Source organism: Sphingobacterium sp. UT-1RO-CII-1 (assembly GCF_026711005.1).
Lineage (GTDB): Bacteria > Bacteroidota > Bacteroidia > Sphingobacteriales > Sphingobacteriaceae > Sphingobacterium.
In genome coordinates this window covers 152,208-171,535 of sequence record NZ_JAPPVJ010000001.1, presented here as the reverse complement: position 1 = coordinate 171,535, position 19,328 = coordinate 152,208, and the positions used below count along the sequence as shown (strand labels likewise).

The window sequence follows — 19,328 nt, the reverse complement described above, 5'->3', positions numbered from 1 at the left end:
GACTTTACATTTTAGAAATTTGGAGATATTATCTAATATATCTCCTATTTTTACTATATAATAGTTAGATACTAAAATACAGAAGTTTTTATTAGTTCATCTGTATACTGTAGGAAAATCACTAATAAATTCGCATAAAGATAAGAATGGTTTTATAATTGTTTTGCAATAATTCTTAGATAGTTAACAATATGATGATAAATAAAAATGCACTAGCAAAAGAGGTTATTTATTTAACATCTCGGGCAGGAGGCTCTGGTGGACAGCATGTGAATAAAGTAGAAACAAAAGTTATTTTGAAATGGGACCTTATGCAGTCTAATATTTTGACGACTGATCAAAAGATACTGGTTAAGGATAGACTCAGCACTAAATTAAGTAAAGATGGTTGTTTGCAAGTTGAGTGTTCTGATACAAGAAGTCAATTAAAGAATAAAGAGATTGCGTTAATAAAAATGATAAATGTAATTCAAAACGCTTTAAAAAGGGATAGATTTCGGATTCCCACTAAAACACCTAAATCTGTGATACTAGATCGTCTGGACAGAAAAAAAAGAATAGCCGATAAGAAGCAACAGCGTAAAAAAAACTTTGACATTTTTTAGTGATAATACTTTATACTTTCCTCATTTACCTTTGACATAAACTCGTTTAAGAGCGGAAGGGTAGGTTTTGTTACTGTAGGTTTAAAACACTTTATATTATTTTTGTTTATAATAAATTGACTTATAGATTGTTGATGGTTTTAATTTCTTTTTATTTCCAATAAACTATATTTTTAGTTGTGTAACTATGTTTTTAGTTATACATTTACGATGTAATCGATTGCATAATAATTGTTAGTATTTAAAGTATAGTTATGGATGAAATAAAAGAACTTACAAAGGCTGAAGAAGAAATAATGCAAGAACTTTGGGAATTAGATAAGGGGTTTGTTCGGGATATCATAGATCGTCTACCAGAGCCTAAGCCAGCTTATAATACAGTTTCTACTATTGTACGAATTTTAGAGACTAAAGGATTCGTTACGCACGAATCCTTTGGAAAGAGTCATCGTTATAGTCCTCTTGTTACCAAAGAAGAGTACAGAAAGCTTGTTGCCGATAAGTTGTTGAATAATTATTTTGAAAATTCGGCTTCTAGTATGCTATCCTTTTTTTTAGAAAAAAAGAAGTTAGACGTGAAGGAGTTGGATGAAATAATGGAGATTATAAAACGAAATAAGTAATACTTTTTTAAACCGATTTTGTTATGATGTATTTAATTTTAGTAAATCTATCTTTGATTTTATTTTTTGGAGTTTATTATATTGTATTTCGGAGATTGACTTTTTTTCATTGGAATAGAATATTTTTAATAGGGGCAGGTCTACTTTCGATATTCTTACCATTACTCCAATATCTTGAACTATCTCCCCATAATACAGTAATACAATCTGAGGGTATTAGAGAGATTATTCAATTAGCACCAATTCACTTATCAATTCATGAAGGGGAGGGAGGAACAAAGCTATCGTGGCTAAATATCTTGTTGCTAATCTATTTGATAGGTGTTATAGGCAGTCTTTGTAATCTAGCTCTAAGATATCTTAAAGTGAGAAAAATGTTGAATGGTCAACTACAATCGAGTCAAAGCTTTTCTTTTTTTAATAGAGTGGTTGTAGCGAAAGGTGGGATTGGTGAAAATGTAATTAGGCAGCATGAAGAAGTTCATGTAATGCAAGGACATAGCTATGATATCATTTTGTTGGAGTTTGTGCGTGTTTTTTGTTGGTTTAATCCTATCTGCCACTATTATTTAGAAGAAATGAAGTTTCAGCATGAGTGTTTAGCAGACAAAGTATGCGCTACTGATAAAATTCAATATGCAGAGTTATTGGTGGCCAATGTAATGAATATCAAACCAGAGCTCTTAGTACACGAGTTTTCTAATGATTCCATTTTGAAAAGAAGAATTCAGATGTTATTTAAGAAACCTACTAAGGGCAATAAATATTTATATTATCTACTCGCTGTGCCTGTAGTTGTATTAGTAATTGTAGGCACTTTGTTCTCCAATGCAAGTATTGCAAAAACAGTGCAAAATAATTCTTTAGTGTCTATTAATCAACGAGCAGATAGTAATCTCGCTTATACACCTAATCAACAGCAAAAAGAAGCGAGAATAGTCTTTAAACAGCCAGCAGATACAACGAAACAAAAAAATAAGGATGAAGACTTATTATTTAATTCCGTCGAAATACCTCCTGAACCAATTGGTGGTATCTCAGAGTTTCGGGTGTGGGTCAGTAATAATTATAAATACCCTCAAGAAGCGATTGATGCAGGGGTTAAGGGGCAAATTATTATAGGGTTTATCGTTGATAAAGAAGGTGTGTTGTCTGATTTTAAGGTTGTTAAGGATTTGGGTCACGGTACAGGGGAAGCACTTATTGATGCTCTTAAAAAAGCTAAACCTTGGCGAGCAGGTATACAGAATGGAAGGAAAGTCCGTGTGGAATATCAGTTGCCGATGACGCTGAATTTAGAACCTTAATGTTTTATGCTACGTATTCTTATCTTTTTTTCGATGAGCATCTTTTATAGTTGCTCATCGTATAAGTATGTTTCTAGGGGGCACTTTATCGAAGGGGTTGATCAGTATTTTAATCTGAAGAACGAGAGAAATATTTGGGTATATATGGACTTTGTGCCAAAGGATGAGGGAGTTTATGGGGTTAGAACGACAAGTTTTTACCCAAACGATAAGACAATTCTTGACTTTATTGGCTTGAAAGGGAGGAATGTACGCACTTATTTTTCAGCTGTTCCAGAGACGACACCACGTTATCATTTAATAGTGCTAGCGCATAAAAACAACAAGTTTGACTATAGTGACTACGAACGGGTTGAAGAGGAAAAAAGTGAGGGCTATTACTATTACAAAGATTTCGATAAAGACTTTCGTGCTATTAGGCATGTGGTTATTCCGTACGCTGATAATAAAATACTAAGTATGGTTTATTATATAGATAAGGATCTTAATACAAATGGTTCTTTCCCAAAATTACATTACTTAGCAAGTATTAACGCTAAAGAGTTGCAACAGGCCACACCCTTTACACAAAGCTGGCAAGTGTTTGATTGTGATCAAAGAGGACAATTAGAAGCTCATAACTTGACCTTTAATAAAGCCCTGGTAAAAAAGCATAAAACAATTTATGCGAAACTGTATGCCATTTACAAGAGTGAGGAAGGTATACACTATGCGAAAATATTAACGAAAGATAGTCGTGAAAGTATAAACTTAAAGCTTTGTCCTAATAAATATAAGTTAGTATATTATACTACGCAAGGAAAGCGTCTAGAGCAAGAAGAATTTGTTATTAAATAGACTTTATATATTACAACTCGCTCTCTAATCATAAAATGAGGGCAAGTTGTAATGTGTAATTTTTAATTGTTCAAAAATATTCTCTCAAGCTCTAAGGGAGCTACATAATGACCATCTTGATAAACACGCATATTACCTCCTGAAATTTCATCTATCAGTATAATATTCCCAGTACTTTTATCATAGCCAAATTCGAGTTTTATATCGTATAACGTTAAGCTTTTCTTTGCTAATTCGGCTTTTATAATAGCACATATATTTCTGGTTAATTTAACTAGTTGCTCATATTCTCCATCTTTTAATATGCCAAGCATGTTCAGAGCTGCTGATGAGATAACAGGGTCACCACGTTCATCATCTTTGATTGTTATCTCAACAAAACTATCCAAATCTTGAGCTTCTTCACAATAGGCTGCATACCTTTTATAAAAACTCCCAACCGCTTTGTAGCGGCATATTACTTCTAACCCTTTTCCTAACACTTGAACATCTTTAACTAACATCGATACGTTTTCAATGTCTGATGAGATAAAATGTGTAGGGATATCATTGTTGTTTAATAGTTCAAAAAAATAAGTAGACATTTTAAGCCCGGATTTACCTGCACCTTCAATGGTTAAACCAACTGTATTTGCTCCAGGGTCAAATACCCCATTTTCGCCTGTTACATCATCTTTAAATTTAAGAAGAATCTGATTGTTCTCTACTTTGTAAACATCCTTTGTTTTACCTTGATATATGAGTTGCATACTGTATGTATTATGAATCGACGAAATTACAAAAAAAAGACTATATTCATTTCATGCATCTAATCACGCTATCGTTCTTTTTTTAGTCGTTCTATTTCTTCTTGCAGCTTTTCTATTTTTTTGATTAAACTATAAGCTACTTCAATTCCTTGCAAATTAATATCCAACTCGTAATGCCAGGTCACAAATTGTTCTAAAGGGCGTAGTTCTTCTTCATCTACAAATTCTTCTTCTCGTTCTGTGATGATTTGTATAAGTCCACTTTCGGATAGATTTCTTATGAATTGAGTCTCAATTTGATGTGATTTGCAGATGTCTACTATCTTTATTAATGTTCTCTCCATCGTATTATTTTTTTAAATCGGCAAGTTGCTGAAATAATTTTTTCTCATCTTGGCTTAATTCTGTTGGAAGCTCTACGTTCACTTTAAGAATAAGATCGCCATAGGTGTTTTCTTTTTTGTAAACTGGAAAACCTTTCCCTTTTAGTCTTATTTTCGTGTCATTCTGTGTATAGGGAGGTATTTTTACTTTCAACTTTCCACTTAAACTTTCGACAATGACTTCCCCTCCAAGCATAGCCGTATAAAGGTCTATATGTTGTGTTTTATATAAATCATTCCCTATTCTTTGCAATATTGGATCATCTTTTATATTGAACTGTATATATAAATCACCGCTCGGACCACCGTTTACACCTGGGCCTCCTTGTCCTTTCAGACGTATCTTTTGACCATTTTCGACACCAGCTGGAATAGTTATACGTATATTTTTGCCGTTAACTGTAAAGGTTTGTTGATGTGTGTTATAAGCTTGATTCAGCGAGAGCTCTAGTGCTGCGTGGAAGTCATCTCCTTTAAATTTTGCTTGTCGCCCCCCACCACTGCGGTTTCCAAACATTTGTTCAAAAAAGTCCGAAAACTCGCTGGAGTCGTAGTCGCCGCTATATTCAAAACCACTATGTGGGGCATCCTCAGACCTTTTATATTGCTGTTTTCTTGCCTGTTCATAAGCTTCCCCATGTTTCCAGTTTTCACCGTATTGATCATACTTCTGACGTTTATCTGTATCCGTAAGTACTTCGTTAGCTTCGTTTATTTCTTGAAATTTGCTTTTGGCTATTTCGTCATTTGGATTTAAATCGGGGTGATATTTCCTAGCCAATTTACGGTAAGCTTTCTTAATCTCTTCTGCTGACGCCTTTTTGTCAACGCCTAAAACTTGGTAATAATCTACAAATGCCATAATATCGTTTGGTTCCTTTTATGAAAACAAACCATTATCATAATAGTTTTATTCCTTTTTTATTCTAGCTGCTTAAAAGTAGGGGGTTATTAATTAGTTAATGAAATTCATGGCTCACATCGGTTTCAAGGACCCAGTCCGCTGCAGTCTGAATAACCTCTTCTATATTTTTTGCTTGTTTAAGTTCTACATCAGGACGAATAGAAGATTTGTAAATTTTGTGATAACGATCTTCTACATAGCTTGATGCCAAGCTTATAGCGCTACCATTGGACAGTTCAACAAAACTGTTAGCCGTTACCATACCTGCGGTCTTTAGTCCAAAAGTCCTTACCGCAGGCCTCCCTAGGAAAGAAATCAATGTCATCTCGCCACTACTTGCTGTTAATGGGCTGGTTATGAGTGCTATTTTTTGATTAGGTAAAGGCTTGGAGGGAAGTCGTAGTGTCAAGTGATCAAGCGTTCCATTCTCTAGTGCTAAAGTCGTTTTCTTTTCCTTAGTTACGAAGGATAAAATGGGGCCATCTCCGATAAGTTTGTATAGCCCTAGGATCATGGGGTACATATTACCTCCATTATTTTCTGATAAATCAATGATCCAACCTTTAGGCTTTTTTGTTGCTATATTCTCAATTAGAAAATTTAAACTATCTGCAAATTTTTGCACACTTTCTGGATATGTCGATCCAAAGGTCGGCACTTTGATATAGCCAATATGATCTTTGGTAATATGTCCAATAGGAGCTATGAGTTGATTTTTTGCTTGCTCGGCTGGCTTTGTTGAATAGTCTTTATATTGTTGTGTGTTTTGGAAGAAACTATGTTTATCGCCTACCTTATGTAATTCGGAGAGGAAATATTCGACGACTTGTTCATAATTCTTCTCGTCTGAATATCCACTTAGATTAACTGCAAGGTTAGCTTCGACTTGATGCCAGTCTATACTATCTGCAAACAAAGCTTGTTGTTTTATTTTATCCATTACCTCATGGGCAAAATCAATAATCGTTGAGGAGGGAGGAGTGGTAATGGTCTTAGCAACTATATCGTCAAACCAAATGTCATCAGTACTTAGGCTGTTGAGCATCAGCACGAGAGAGGTAACACTTGAATCTATAATTGTTTCTAGCTCTACCTTGTTCCATTCAGCACCTATGGTGTTTTTCTGAAATAGTTTATGGGCGGAACCAATAGTTTTACCGCTTGAATCGAAAATATTTAAGTATAAATTACCTTTTGCACCTATGCGCTCTGACTTATAGAAACCTTGAATTTTTATTTTCGTAGGTCGGGTCACAGAAACAGCAAAGTGCTGATGTGCAAACAGCTGACTTTGTACATTGCCTTTGCTCAATTTAATAGATTTGCTACCATGAAAGAAAGTTGTGTGATCGATAGAAATCTGATTTTGAGTTGTGTCACTATTTCTGAAATTCCAGTAATTGCCACTAATGTCGCTATCTTCGAAACTGCCGTTTCTCAACTGGGCATATATGTTTATCATGCTCATAAGCATAATGAAACTTAGAATAAGTTTAATGCTACTCATCGTATTCAATTTAGTCACTCCTATTTAATTTGGAGTTGAACATTGTTCCCTACTAACTCTGGCTTGAAATATTGTTTATTGCCCGAAACAATTAGATTATTAAGTTTGTGTTCGCTGCCAAAAGCAAGAGATTTCACGATGCTACGTCCTGCAAGCTGTACATTCGCAGAGTCTACCGCCACTGCATTACTGTAATTAAGCTCAGCATTGTTCACACATGCTGTTATGCTTTTAGCTTTACCGCTAACAAGTGTCGCTACAGATTTCTCACTAACAAATAGGTTTAGGTCTCTTATTACGGCAGTAGAGTCATCTACAGTTAGGGATGGAAAGTTTAATCTGATGGTTGAAGACTGCATCAGCTCAACTTTAAGTGGAGTTTTTCTATCTTTAATACTTAACTGGCCAGTGGCGTGTTCGAAAATGATCTTTGTTAAATTACTTGAAGCATATAGCTGTAAATAGGCTGCATTATTTGTTTTGATGATGAGCGTGTCCTTAGAGAAACGCAATTTATGACTATTCGGTGTAGGTGAAAAAAGCTTTTTTTCACCCTCTAAAATATCGACATTTACTGGGTTGCTACTACCTTCAATCTTAACCACGCGAATATTATTTGGATAACTATGTGTCATAAACTCTGTTCTGTTCCCAGCCCAGAGCTTGGATAAGAACCCCTTTGGTTTTTCATTTGCGTCAAGGATAATACTACCCGTTAAGCTCGGGAAGAGGAATAGGCATGCAGTTAGCGCCGTCGCTAGACTGAAATATAATGTGGTTTTCTTCATGGTTTTAGTTTTTAGATAGTTTGTATTGCTCATAGCGTTCGATTAGCTCGCTTATCTCCATCTTCAAAAGGTCTATCGTCTTAAAGAGGGTAGGGAGTTCGTTTTCTACGAAATCTTTTTTTTTCTCGGAGTTAATAATCTCTACAGCGTTTGTGCTCACGAAGAAACCTAAACCGCGCTTGTTGTATATAATCTCACTTTGTTGCAACAGATCGTAGGAGCGCATCACCGTGTTTGGATTGACCTCTATGTCTGTTCCCAAGTCGCGCACAGAAGGAATCTTCTCGTCAGGCAGCCATTCGCCAAGTAGTATGCGTTCCATCACGAGGTCCTTTATTTGTATATATATAGCTTTGTCGCCAGTAAACTCCATAATTAAATTTCCCTTTCTTTTAGTGCGAAGTGCAACGTTACGATATACAAGCCAATGCCAACGAAAGTTGTGATTTGGATAATCCAATCTTTGGCAGGTAAATCAAAACGTGGGCTGTCATCGAATAAAAACTTTATCTGTATATACGAGAAGACAATCATCAGTAGTATATACAGAAAGGTCGTAAATAGGATGCTCCGCTTCTTGAATAGAAAATACATCAAATGATATAAGGGGAGCACAAGTAGAAAACCTAAACCAAGTGTTATGCGATGGCTAAGGCTGATTGTTTGAAAATATGATTGATCAGTATAGTGTACGTAAAGATTGCCTATCGATTCATTTAGAGTTTGGACCTCTTCGAACAAATAATGCTTAAAGATAGCCACCGTAACAGTATCCAGCAAGTGGAATGTAAGCGTCCCGATTGTTATTAACCCGATAGAGAAAAGCCACAAAGTAGTGATGCGCTGTAGGTCGGTTATAGGTGTTGTCAAAAATCGAGATTGTTTCTTAATCTTCATCAAGTAACTATGCGAGCATGCAATGATCATGATAGGTAGGATTAATGTCAAGAGCATGCGTAAGTTGCTGTAACCGTGGGCCATTTGCTGCGCAACAGCATAAGGGCTTTCGAGCTGGCTAGGGTCAAATAGTTTACTATTTAAATACATTCCTGGCTTAATCATATATAATGTGAATATGATCAAACATATAAATGGCGTTAGATATATATAATTTTTATTATAACTCCAAAATTCTTTTATACTAGCGAGCATCGTCAGTTGTTGTCTTTTATCCAGCATGTTGTTTGACCTTTAATTTGTCGAAATGATTTAGAATAGTAGGGTTCTCATGTATAGCGTTGAAAAACAGTTCGATGTCGAAAGGATTATCTTCGTTCTTGCTATTAGGCAGTAAACTAACCGTCCCTCCCATATGGCTTTCTGCATATAAAGCATCTGCAAATTGACCTTGTTTGAAGATGAATTGCTCGCTCAGCGCAAAGAGCGAGGCGTCCAATAGGAGTTTATGCTTTTTGACGATAAGTACATGATCTATTAAATGATGGACATCACGAATCTGATGTGTGGAGATAATAATCGTACGTTCCTCCGTTAGGTGCTGAACAATCAGCTTGCGGAACTGTGTCTTCGATGGAATATCCAAGCCATTGGTGGGTTCATCCATCAGTAGCAAAGACACATTGCTAGCTAATGCAAAAGCAATGTTTACCTTTTTACGCTGTCCGTAAGACAGCCCTTTAATATTGTCGCGATTGTCGATATTGAATTTTTCCAGTATGTCGAAGAAATATGCTATGTCAAATTTTGGATACAAAGGTGCGTATACAGATAAGATGTTAGCAACTGTCCAATTTGGTAACTCCACTTCATCTGTTACAAAGTATAGGTCAGATAAATGGTCTAATTTACGATCGCTTGGTATATGACCGTTTACTGTTATATTACCCGATCGTGGGAACAATGTTCCTGCTATCAGCTTCAGCATCGTTGTTTTACCACAACCATTCAGACCCAATAAACCATATATATGTCCTTTAGGGATATCTACTGTCACTTTCTCCAAGGTGGTGACATCTTTTTTGTAGTGGAATTTTAAATTTTTTATCTCAATCATAATTTTCTTAATTAGTGTATTAGTGATCTAGCACACTGCGAATATATATAAGATTTTGATAAATACAAATAAATAGAAAGGTTTTATGAATTTAAAGCCTTTTATCATACCCTAATAACTCGAAGGGAAAAGTTCAAAGGAGAAAATAGCACTATACTAGATAGGTTTTTAAGTTGTTGATTCAGAGGTTTTATAGAGTGTCTGTTGGTTACTTTAGAAAGGATAATTAATAATCAAGTTGGAATTTTTAATAATTTGCCAATACTTATGTTCTTTTAAAAAGAAATTTTATATATATATAATTAGGTTGGGAATATTCAGTAATAAAAAAAGGCCTGTATCCATAATACAGACCCTTTAAAATCTAGTTGCTATCAAACTCATTTGAATAGCACTACTAAATACAATCTACTTACTTTTTATTACTATCTACCACCGGTTTGGTATCACGGTTAGCTATTTCCCAAGTAAGATGAAAAATTAATTTTTCACGTTTTACCATCATCGGGAAGTTTATTTTTTCTATCGTATCTTCTGGTGTATGGTAATGTGGGTGTAAGCCTGAGAAGAAAAAAGCAGATGGTATTCCTTTTTCTGCAAAATTATAATGATCGGAACGGTAATATAAACGCATTGGTTCATTTGGATCATTGTATGTATAATCAAGCTCCATATGCGTATATTCGGCATTGGCTTTCTCTGTTAGCAGTTGTAATTCGGAACTAAGTTTATCAAGACCTATTGCATGCAAATAATTATGGTTGCCCAGTAGATGTTTATCGTCAATACGCCCGATCATATCAATGTTAACACAAGTTACTGTGTTTTCTAAAGGAAAAATCGGATTTTCTACATAAAACTTAGAACCTAAAAGACCTTTCTCTTCCGCAGCGTAGCCTATAAATAGAATGCTTCTACGTGGTCCTTTACTTTCTTTTTTAGCTTGGGCAAAAGCTTTAGCTATCTCTAGCATACCTACGACACCAGAGCCGTTATCGTCAGCCCCTGGAAAGAATGTCCCATCAGGTAATATTCCATCGTGATCGTAGTGCGCTCCAATGACAATGTATTCATTTTTTAGGTCACTACCTTCCAATAGACCGATGACGTTAGGATCGTATAACTTCTCTTGTGTAACCCCCATTCTAGCTTTAATTTTAGCTTTGACACTAAAAGTAGAAGGACTGTTCTTTAAACTTTTAATATCTGTTTTTTTGACAGATAACAGTTGGTTTGCAGCTTTTTCTGTAATATTTACTACAGGTGTACTTGTTGATTTTGTAGGTAGCTGTTCATTAGTATCAAGGGCAAAACGGCCAGAGGTCATTCTTCCACCCATCTTTTCCAACATCGCCTCTACCGTGCTACTAGTTGCTAGGATCAGCTTAGGCTCTAGTTTTATAAGTTCTTGAATACGTTTAAAACGATTTGTAGACCATTCTGATAATGTTTTAGACCCTGTAATTAGTGAATTGCCACTAGCATCTAGAGGTTCCCCTTCATTGATTAAAAGAACAACTTTCCCCTTTACATTCGTTTTCTCAAGATCGTTATGTTTTTTATCTTGAATTCCGTAGCCGATAAATACAATGTCGCTAGTCGAAAAATCAGCTGTATTATTATCTCCCTGTACAAATAGATCTTTCCCATTGATCATTTCCTGACCATTAATAGAGAAATTGTCAACTTTGTACACGGTCTTTATTAAATTAACAGGTTGTAAATAGCTTCCATTTACTGGTTTTATTAATCCGTATTTTTCAAACTCATTAGCAATATATTGAACAGCTTTTTCACCTCCTTTTTGACCTGTTCCTCTGCCTTCAAATTCTGCAGAGGTGAGGATAGCTAAATGCTTTTCTGCCTCAGTCTCAGTCATCAGGTTAGCATATTTTACCTGAATTGGATCTTGTGCTAATACACAACTGTATAAAGCGGGGATCAATAAAAACGATTTAATCCAATTTTTGATCATCATAACTTGTTTTAATTTAATCGCAGGATATCTTATTAACTCTATTGGCATGGCGTCCACCTTCAAAATCAGTTGTAACAAAAGTTTGTACAATGTTTTTTGCTAAGGCCAAATCAATAAAGCGGGCTGGTATACAAACAATATTTGCATCATTATGTTGCCTTGCTAACGCGGCAATTTCATTCTGCCAAGCTATTGCAGCACGTATGCCTTGGTGTTTGTTTGCCGTTATTGCCACACCGTTTGCACTCCCGCAAATGAGAATACCTAGGTCACATTCTTTATCTTCTACGCTTGATGCTACAGGGTGAGCAAAATCTGGGTAATCTACAGAATCAGTCGACATCGGACCAAAGTCTTTTACTTCATAGCCTTCATTGATTAAAAAATCTACTAATGCAGCTTTGTATTCTACACCGGCATGATCACTACCTATTGCAATTTTTTTAGACATGCTTAATTATATTGTTAGTTATTATAAAATTCTTTTTCAGCTTCCTCTTTTTTTCTGTGCACATTTGCCGACACCATAATACTCAATTCATATAGTAAAAACATAGGGGCACTCACAGTCAGTAAAGTAATCACATCTGCAGTAGGGGTAATAATAGCTGCAATAATTAGAATAATAACTATTGCATACCTTCTACTTGCTTTCATAAAGGCTGGGGTCATTAGTCCTAATTTTGATAGAATAAATATCAAGATAGGAAGTAAAAATACAATTCCACAACCTAATGTTAATGTTGCTATCGTAGATAAATAGGAGTCTATCGTAATTTGATTCGTAATTTCTTCACTTAATGAAACGTTGGCTAAAAAGTTAACCGAAAGAGGCACAACGACATAGTAGCCAAACAATGCTCCGATAGCGAAAAGTATAGATGCATACAACACAAAACCACGGGCGGATTTCTTTTCAATATCTGTTAATGCAGGTTTGACAAATAACCAGATTTCAAACATCAAGTACGGAAAACCTAAAGCTAATGACATTAATAAACAGGAGTTTATCTTTAGCATAAATTGTCCGGCTAGTTCTGTATTGATAATGTTAAAAGGTATTCTATCTACACAAAAACCTGGAAGACTTAAGAGATCACCCACTTTACACATCATTCTGTATGTCCAGAAATCTAAATTCTTGGGTCCCATAATGATGTCATTGAAGACGAAGTCGTAAAATGTGAAAGACAACATAGCAAATATGACAATCGCGATGACGGACCGTATAATATGCCAGCGTAATACTTCCAAATGGTCGAAGAAAGACATTTCTGCTTCCAGGCTCTTTCCTTTATTTTTAATTGCTTTTATTAGATCGTTAGATTTTGACATCGTAAAATTTCGTTTCGGAACAAAAACAAAAATACCATTCTTATTTGAGAGAATGGTATTTTTATAGTTATGTAAAGGAAATATTATTTATTTCCTTCATCAGGGTATTCAGTTAGGTCAAAATTTTCCATAAACTTAGTGGTGAAATTACCAGCTCTAAAGTTAGGGTCCTTCATTAAGCGTATATGTAAAGGGATTGTTGTTTTAACACCTTCGATCACAAATTCGCTTAACGCACGTTCCATGGTATTGATAGCCTCTTCTCTTGTTTGTGCTGTACAAATCAGCTTTGCAATCATAGAATCATAGTTTGGCGGTATAGTATAACCTGCATATACATGTGTGTCTACGCGTACGCCATGGCCACCTGGCGAATGGAAGTTTGTTATTTTACCTGGGGAGGGACGGAAATTGTTAAAAGGATCTTCTGCATTAATTCGACATTCAATAGAGTGCATTGTAGGCTCATAGCTTTTTCCTGAGATAGGAATACCTGCTGCTACTTTGATTTGCTCTTTTATCAAGTCGAAATTAATAACCTCCTCTGTAACGGGATGTTCTACTTGAATACGGGTGTTCATTTCCATAAAGTAGAAGTTTCTGTGTTTATCTACTAGAAACTCTATAGTACCTGCTCCTTCATATTTCACAGCTTGTGCACCCTTTATTGCTGCTTCTCCCATAGCTTTACGCAGTTCAGGAGTCATAAATGGTGAAGGGGCTTCTTCTACCAGCTTTTGATGACGACGTTGTATAGAACAGTCTCTTTCAGAGAGGTGACATACTTTTCCGTATTGATCACCAATCACCTGAATTTCAATATGACGAGGTTCTTCCACATACTTCTCTAAATAGATTCCATCGTTACCGAAAGCTGCTGCAGATTCTTGTCTAGCAGAGTTCCAAAGATTTTCGAAATCTTCATCTTTCCATATGATACGCATACCACGGCCACCGCCACCCGCTGTAGCCTTAATAATAACGGGATACCCCATTTCATTGGCTAAGCGAATTCCAGTCTTAAAGTCGGGTAAAAGACCATCTGAACCAGGAACTGTTGGTACTCCCGCTTTTTTCATAGTATCCTTCGCAGAAGATTTATCACCCATTTTTTCAATCTGTTCTGCTGTCGCACCAATAAACTTGATACCATACTCTGCACATATAGCAGAAAATTTAGCGTTTTCAGATAAAAAACCATAACCCGGGTGAATAGCGTCAGCATTGGTCAGTTCTGCTGCAGAAATAATATTGGGGATGTTTAAATAAGAATCTTTACTGGCTGGAGGACCTATACAAACAGCTTCATCTGCAAACCGAACATGTAAACTATCACGATCGGCAGTAGAATAAACTGCAACACTTTTAATACCCATTTCACGACATGTGCGTATGATGCGAAGGGCTATCTCTCCTCTATTTGCTATTAATATTTTTTTAAACATAGATAAATAATGATATTACTGTATGCGAATATTCGCTGAAAATCGTAGTCTTACTAACAGACTATCGATTAACTAGGATCAACTAAGAATAAAGGTTGATCGAATTCTACAGGTTGTGCATCATTTACTAAAATTTTCACAATTTTACCTGAAACTTCAGATTCAATTTCATTGAATAATTTCATTGCTTCTACAATGCAAATTACTTTGCCAGGAGCTATTTCGTCACCTACGTTCGCAAAAGCCGGCTTATCAGGTCCCGATGCTCTATAAAAAGTACCTATCATAGGTGATTTTATAGTTATAAGATGCGAAGTGTCATCTCCTACAGGTTTGGTTGCTGGAGCAGCAACTTCAGTAGCAGTAGTAGCGGCAATTACAGGAGCTTGGGCTACTGGCTGGACAGCTGTAGGTAATGTAGCTGTTACATAAGTAGGTTCTTTGCTTGTCTTTATTGTAATTTTAAAGTCTTTCTCTTCTATTGCGACTTCATTCACTCCTGATTTTGCAACAAATTTAATCAGGTCCTGAATTTGTTTAATATCCATACTCATATCTATAGTCGATTTTGTTTTAAAGTTATTAGATCAATTGCTAAAGGTAATCAATTATTACGATTTGTTATAAGCCCACTTTAGGTATATTGATCCCCACGTGAAACCTCCTCCAAATGCAGCAAGTATCAAATTGTCTCCTTTTTTTAGTTTATCTTCCCATTCCCATAAGCACAATGGAATAGTGCCGCTAGTAGTATTACCATATTTATGGATGTTTATCATTACTTTCTCTTCTGGTAATCCAGCTCTTTCTGCAGTAGCATCAATGATTCGCTTGTTAGCTTGATGAGGAACTAACCAATTTACATCTTCCGAAGAAAGATTGTTTCTGCTCATAACTTCTGCCGCAACTTCTGCCATATTTGTAACAGCAAACTTAAATACAGTTCGTCCTTCTTGATAGGCATAATGCATTCCTGCATCAACTGTTTTATGAGAAGCGGGATTTAATGATCCGCCCCCTTTAATATTTAGGAAAGGCCCACCTGATCCATCTGTTTTTAATAAAGAATCAATCAAGCCATTTCCTTCTTCGTTTGGTTCCAACAATACACACCCACAGCCGTCTCCAAATAATATACACGTATTTCTGTCCTCATAATTCACAACCGAAGACATCTTATCAGCCCCAACAACTAATACTTTTTTGTGTTTACCTGACTCTATAAATTGAGCTCCTGTTGTTAATCCGAATAAAAAACCTGAGCATGCAGCTTGTAAATCATATCCCCATGCTTTTTTTGCACCTATTTTGTCGGCTAAAATATTTGCTGTGGCCGGGAAAAGCATATCAGGAGTACTGGTACAAAAAATTATTAAATCTATTTCTTCGGCTGTTATACCTCTTTTCTTCAATAAGCCTTGAACGGCAGGAACAGCAAGATCAGAAGTCGCTTTGCCTTCTCCTTTTAATATTCTTCTTTCCTTTATTCCAGTTCTGGATACAATCCATTCATCATTTGTATCAACCATGGTTTCGAGTTCCTGGTTGGTCAAAATGTAGTCAGGTACATAACCGTGCACTGCCGTAATAGCAGCATGAATTTTTGACATATTAAATTTAATTGAATGCAGATTTGATCTTATCTATAATTCCAGTTTCGATCATATCTTTTGAGTGTAAAACCATGTTTTTGATAGCTTCAGGTGTAGAGATTCCGTGCCCTATAATTACAGGAGCATTAACACCTAAAATTGGAGTGCCTCCAAATCTTTCATAATTGAATCTATCAAAAAACTCGTCTTTAAAACCTTTCTTTATAGTAACTACATAGAAAGATTCTGCTAATTTGAGTACAATATTACCTGTATAGCCATCACAAACATAAACATCAACTAAATCGGAAAATAAATCACGACTTTCGGCATTGCCATAGAAGTTTATTTTTTTATTTTCTCGCAGTAGGGGGTAGGTTGATATTGTTAGGTTGTTTCCTTTCTCTTCTTCTTCTCCAATATTCAAAAGTCCAACTTTAGGGTCTTGTACACCATAAATATATTTTGAATACAGGCTGCCTAAAATGGCAAATTGATTTAACATCTCCGGCTTACAATCAGAGTTCGCACCTACGTCTAAAAGCAGACCAGTTCCGCCTCCTAATTTTGGTACATGTGTTGCGATTGCAGGTCTTAAAACCCCGGGGATTGTTTTCACACTAAACATCGCGCCAACTAACATCGCACCCGTATTACCTGCGGAGGCAAAAGAGTCGATCTCTTTATTTTTTAAGAGTTCAAATCCTTTTGCTATACTGGAATTTGGCTTTTGACTGATAGCTTTGGTAGGATGTTCATGCATGCTTATTACATCGGGAGCATGAATGAAATCGAATTTGTCGACATCAGCTCCTTCTTGCTTTAAGCGGTCAATACAGTCTTGCTGATTGCCTATAAGTACAATACGTTGATTGTCTTGCAGTTTTTTTTGGGCTTCTATAGCACCGGTTATTGTGGATTTAGGGGCGTAATCTCCGCCTAAAACGTCTAATCCAATCTTCATCCGTTATTATTTTTGATCAATAATAAGCAAAAACATCCCAAATTATAGTATAAAAATTAAAATTTTATACATGCTTGGGATGTTTTGTTTTTTTAGAATGATGTCGTTAGACAGCAGCTGTATTTTCAATAATTAATTTTCCGTTGTAGTACAAATTGCCATCTACTGTGTAAGCACGGTGTGGAACATGAACTGCACCAGTTTCTTTACATACTGTTAATGTAGGCAATTCTGCCTTATAATGTGTTCTTCTTTTATCTCTTCTGGATTTGGAAGTTTTACGCTTTGGATGTGCCATCTCGTATTTTTGTTTTAGTTATTTTTAATATTTTTTAATGCTTCCCAACGTGGGTCAATTTTTTCTTCTTCTTTTTCAGCTTCGTTTTCGCCTGATTCACCAGCTATTTTTTCTAAAATTTCTGGATTACAGGAAATATCTACGCCTTGCTCTGTACACTTGCTGTAGTACGGGACTCGTACGTTTGTATATTCATACAATAGCGTGCTAATATCCAGTTCGTGATCCGTTTTTGATAAAATGATCACTTCTTCTGTTTCATCTTCCCAATCTTCTAAAATAAACTTAACCAATGCTCTTTCTTTAAAAGAAAGAGGGTGGTCAAACTCATTTAGGCAATAATCACATGTTAATTCAATCGTCCCCTCTATACTAAAGTTAACGACAAGCATGTTTTCTTGCTTTTGAAGCTCTACTAAAGCGCGTAGATTTCCCTTTTTTATTAGGGAGTGTTCGTAACAGTCAAAGAACTTGTTGTCTATTTCAAATTCAAAATCGTGTTTTCCCGACGCTAGACCCGAAAAAGGAATCTTATATTTTTTTAGATACTTCACAATCTGTATTTGAGCCTGCAAAATTAGTTATTATTTCAGTATAAATGAAACTTTTTGTAAATTATTAACTGTCTTTACTATAATAATTTTTTCCAAGTTCAATTTTTCCTCTTCCATTTTTCATTCGCCACCGGTTTGTATCGCGTAAAGAATAAGCACAACCACAATATTCTTGCATGTAGAATTCCTCCCGTTTACTAATCTCCAACATACGTGCTGATCCTCCTTTTTTACGCCAATTAAAGGTCCAGTATTCCATTCCTGGGTAGCGGGACGCTGCTTTTAATCCACAGTCATTTATTTGCTCCATGTTTTTCCAACGGGAAATACCTAGTGAGCTAGATATAACATCAAAATTATTAGCAGCAGCATATTCTGCAGTCTTTTCAAAACGCATATCAAAGCACATGGTACAACGAGAGCCTCGCTCTGGTTCGTTCTCCATACCTTTTGCCAATTCAAACCAATGATCTACATCATAGTCTGCATCAATAAATGGAATGTTATGCTTTTCAGCAAAACGTATATTTTCCTCCTTGCGCAAGTCGTACTCGTTACGTGGATGAATATTAGGGTTATAAAAATAAATTGAAAAATCAATATCTGACGCAATAAGCGCTTCCATAACTTCACCTGAGCAAGGAGCACAACAGGAGTGTAATAATAGTTTTTTACCTTGATTAGGCAGGTTTAATCTTTCCCGTTTTAATTCCTCTTTATCCATATCTCAATCCTAATTTAACACACAATTTTACGTAAAAGTTTAGTCTTTTACAATTAATAAGGAAAAGAGGAAAAAGGCTTTTTGTAATATATGTAAAAAGCCTACAAGGAGTAGGCTTTTATCTAAACTAAACAACTCAAAAGAAAATATCTGGCGATATTTTAATTTTGAAACAAACACCCAGTTTCTATGGGTATGTCGTTATTACTTTACTGACTTTCCAGCCGTCGCTGTTATGTGTCAGTGTAATGTAATCTATTCGTGTAAAATTGGTGAACTTCATGGTCGCTTTTGCCATGCAAACTTCACCGCTTTCATTGAGTATTTCATATGTTGTTGTACAATCATATTTTAAACCTTTATTCTTCTTTAGAAAACGCATGTATTCAGTCTTTGTATAACCTTTTTTATGCATACCATTGCGGTACTCAAAATCTTCAGCAAATAAGTATTTATCCAATGTATTGTTACCCGCTGTAGTTGATTCAAGGTAGGTATTGATAATGTTGAGTGAAGGTAAGTTTTTTAAAGGGTTGTTTTTTGGGGACGCAAAAGAGCTTAATGTTATTATAACAAATAAAGCTGTGATGATTGTTGGTACTATATTTTTCATGATGTTAATTTGTGTGTATTCTAATTTTATATTCTGTTTGATAATTCAAAAATATCTGCTCGTTCTTATTTGTTAAATACGAATTAGACAAGCGTATTCTTTTTCTCG

At 35.6% G+C, this 19,328-nt stretch carries 23 protein-coding genes; 4 read left to right on the top strand and 19 right to left on the bottom strand.

The window, feature by feature from the left end:
• The first annotated feature begins 191 nt into the window (after positions 1 to 191).
• The 4 genes from ORI89_RS00635 to ORI89_RS00620 all read left to right on the top strand — a co-directional run bounded on the left by ORI89_RS00635 (position 192) and on the right by ORI89_RS00620 (position 3,372).
• Positions 192 to 605 (top strand): aminoacyl-tRNA hydrolase, encoded by a 414-nt coding sequence (locus ORI89_RS00635; RefSeq protein ID WP_268228487.1) that lies wholly within the window; start codon positions 192 to 194, stop codon positions 603 to 605.
• A 254-nt stretch (positions 606 to 859) separates the two neighbouring features.
• Positions 860 to 1,228 (top strand): BlaI/MecI/CopY family transcriptional regulator, encoded by a 369-nt coding sequence (locus tag ORI89_RS00630; RefSeq protein ID WP_268228486.1) that lies wholly within the window; start codon positions 860 to 862, stop codon positions 1,226 to 1,228.
• A 23-nt stretch (positions 1,229 to 1,251) separates the two neighbouring features.
• Positions 1,252 to 2,535: a M56 family metallopeptidase gene (locus ORI89_RS00625; RefSeq protein WP_268228485.1), complete on the top strand. Its 1,284-nt coding sequence runs from the start codon at positions 1,252 to 1,254 to the stop codon at positions 2,533 to 2,535.
• A 33-nt stretch (positions 2,536 to 2,568) separates the two neighbouring features.
• On the top strand, positions 2,569 to 3,372 hold the full coding sequence (locus tag ORI89_RS00620) for a hypothetical protein (RefSeq protein WP_268228484.1): 804 nt from the start codon (positions 2,569 to 2,571) through the stop codon (positions 3,370 to 3,372).
• A gap of 62 nt (positions 3,373 to 3,434) precedes the next feature.
• On the opposite strand, the gene ORI89_RS00615 is transcribed toward ORI89_RS00620, so the two are convergent.
• The 19 genes from ORI89_RS00615 to ORI89_RS00525 form a co-directional block, all read right to left on the bottom strand.
• Positions 3,435 to 4,121 carry a phosphoribosylaminoimidazolesuccinocarboxamide synthase gene (locus ORI89_RS00615; protein WP_268228483.1) on the bottom strand — a complete coding sequence of 229 codons (687 nt, stop codon included), beginning with the start codon at positions 4,119 to 4,121 and terminating at the stop codon, positions 3,435 to 3,437.
• Positions 4,122 to 4,189: 68 nt separating this feature from the next.
• On the bottom strand, positions 4,190 to 4,465 hold the full coding sequence (locus tag ORI89_RS00610; protein ID WP_268228482.1) for a chaperone modulator CbpM: 276 nt from the start codon (positions 4,463 to 4,465) through the stop codon (positions 4,190 to 4,192).
• A 4-nt stretch (positions 4,466 to 4,469) separates the two neighbouring features.
• Positions 4,470 to 5,366 (bottom strand): J domain-containing protein, encoded by an 897-nt coding sequence (locus tag ORI89_RS00605; protein WP_268228481.1) that lies wholly within the window; start codon positions 5,364 to 5,366, stop codon positions 4,470 to 4,472.
• Positions 5,367 to 5,463: 97 nt separating this feature from the next.
• Positions 5,464 to 6,870, bottom strand: coding sequence for a S41 family peptidase (locus tag ORI89_RS00600; RefSeq protein WP_268228480.1), 1,407 nt, complete (start codon positions 6,868 to 6,870; stop codon positions 5,464 to 5,466).
• Positions 6,871 to 6,935: 65 nt separating this feature from the next.
• The gene (locus tag ORI89_RS00595) at positions 6,936 to 7,703 is read right to left on the bottom strand and encodes a hypothetical protein (RefSeq protein ID WP_268228479.1); all 768 of its coding nucleotides are present in this window, start codon (positions 7,701 to 7,703) and stop codon (positions 6,936 to 6,938) included.
• Positions 7,704 to 7,707: 4 nt separating this feature from the next.
• Complete coding sequence (locus tag ORI89_RS00590; RefSeq protein WP_268228478.1) at positions 7,708 to 8,076, bottom strand: GntR family transcriptional regulator; 369 nt, start codon at positions 8,074 to 8,076, stop codon at positions 7,708 to 7,710.
• Between the two features lie 2 nt (positions 8,077 to 8,078).
• Positions 8,079 to 8,765, bottom strand: a complete 687-nt coding sequence (locus tag ORI89_RS00585; RefSeq protein WP_268228477.1) for a hypothetical protein — start codon at positions 8,763 to 8,765, stop codon at positions 8,079 to 8,081.
• 106 nt (positions 8,766 to 8,871) lie between these two features.
• Complete coding sequence (locus ORI89_RS00580) at positions 8,872 to 9,717, bottom strand: ABC transporter ATP-binding protein (RefSeq protein WP_268228476.1); 846 nt, start codon at positions 9,715 to 9,717, stop codon at positions 8,872 to 8,874.
• Positions 9,718 to 10,129: 412 nt separating this feature from the next.
• Positions 10,130 to 11,695 (bottom strand): M28 family peptidase, encoded by a 1,566-nt coding sequence (locus ORI89_RS00575; protein WP_268228475.1) that lies wholly within the window; start codon positions 11,693 to 11,695, stop codon positions 10,130 to 10,132.
• Positions 11,696 to 11,708: 13 nt separating this feature from the next.
• Entirely contained in the window at positions 11,709 to 12,146 is a 438-nt protein-coding gene (rpiB, locus tag ORI89_RS00570) for a ribose 5-phosphate isomerase B (RefSeq protein ID WP_268228474.1), read from the bottom strand.
• Between the two features lie 14 nt (positions 12,147 to 12,160).
• Positions 12,161 to 13,030 carry a twin-arginine translocase subunit TatC gene (gene tatC / locus ORI89_RS00565; protein WP_268228473.1) on the bottom strand — a complete coding sequence of 290 codons (870 nt, stop codon included), beginning with the start codon at positions 13,028 to 13,030 and terminating at the stop codon, positions 12,161 to 12,163.
• 83 nt (positions 13,031 to 13,113) lie between these two features.
• Positions 13,114 to 14,475, bottom strand: a complete 1,362-nt coding sequence (gene accC / locus ORI89_RS00560) for an acetyl-CoA carboxylase biotin carboxylase subunit (protein ID WP_268228472.1) — start codon at positions 14,473 to 14,475, stop codon at positions 13,114 to 13,116.
• A gap of 68 nt (positions 14,476 to 14,543) precedes the next feature.
• Positions 14,544 to 15,029: an acetyl-CoA carboxylase biotin carboxyl carrier protein gene (accB, locus tag ORI89_RS00555; protein WP_268228471.1), complete on the bottom strand. Its 486-nt coding sequence runs from the start codon at positions 15,027 to 15,029 to the stop codon at positions 14,544 to 14,546.
• Positions 15,030 to 15,086: 57 nt separating this feature from the next.
• A complete protein-coding gene (locus tag ORI89_RS00550) occupies positions 15,087 to 16,085 on the bottom strand; it encodes a beta-ketoacyl-ACP synthase III (protein WP_268228470.1) in 999 nt (332 codons plus the stop codon).
• Positions 16,086 to 16,092: 7 nt separating this feature from the next.
• Positions 16,093 to 17,031 (bottom strand): phosphate acyltransferase PlsX, encoded by a 939-nt coding sequence (gene plsX, locus ORI89_RS00545; protein ID WP_268228469.1) that lies wholly within the window; start codon positions 17,029 to 17,031, stop codon positions 16,093 to 16,095.
• A gap of 106 nt (positions 17,032 to 17,137) precedes the next feature.
• A complete protein-coding gene (gene rpmF / locus ORI89_RS00540; RefSeq protein WP_268228468.1) occupies positions 17,138 to 17,329 on the bottom strand; it encodes a 50S ribosomal protein L32 in 192 nt (63 codons plus the stop codon).
• Between the two features lie 14 nt (positions 17,330 to 17,343).
• On the bottom strand, positions 17,344 to 17,883 hold the full coding sequence (locus ORI89_RS00535; RefSeq protein ID WP_268228467.1) for a YceD family protein: 540 nt from the start codon (positions 17,881 to 17,883) through the stop codon (positions 17,344 to 17,346).
• Between the two features lie 64 nt (positions 17,884 to 17,947).
• Positions 17,948 to 18,607, bottom strand: coding sequence for an epoxyqueuosine reductase QueH (locus ORI89_RS00530; protein WP_268228466.1), 660 nt, complete (start codon positions 18,605 to 18,607; stop codon positions 17,948 to 17,950).
• Between the two features lie 187 nt (positions 18,608 to 18,794).
• Positions 18,795 to 19,220, bottom strand: coding sequence for a nuclear transport factor 2 family protein (locus tag ORI89_RS00525; protein WP_268228465.1), 426 nt, complete (start codon positions 19,218 to 19,220; stop codon positions 18,795 to 18,797).
• Positions 19,221 to 19,328 lie beyond the last annotated feature (108 nt).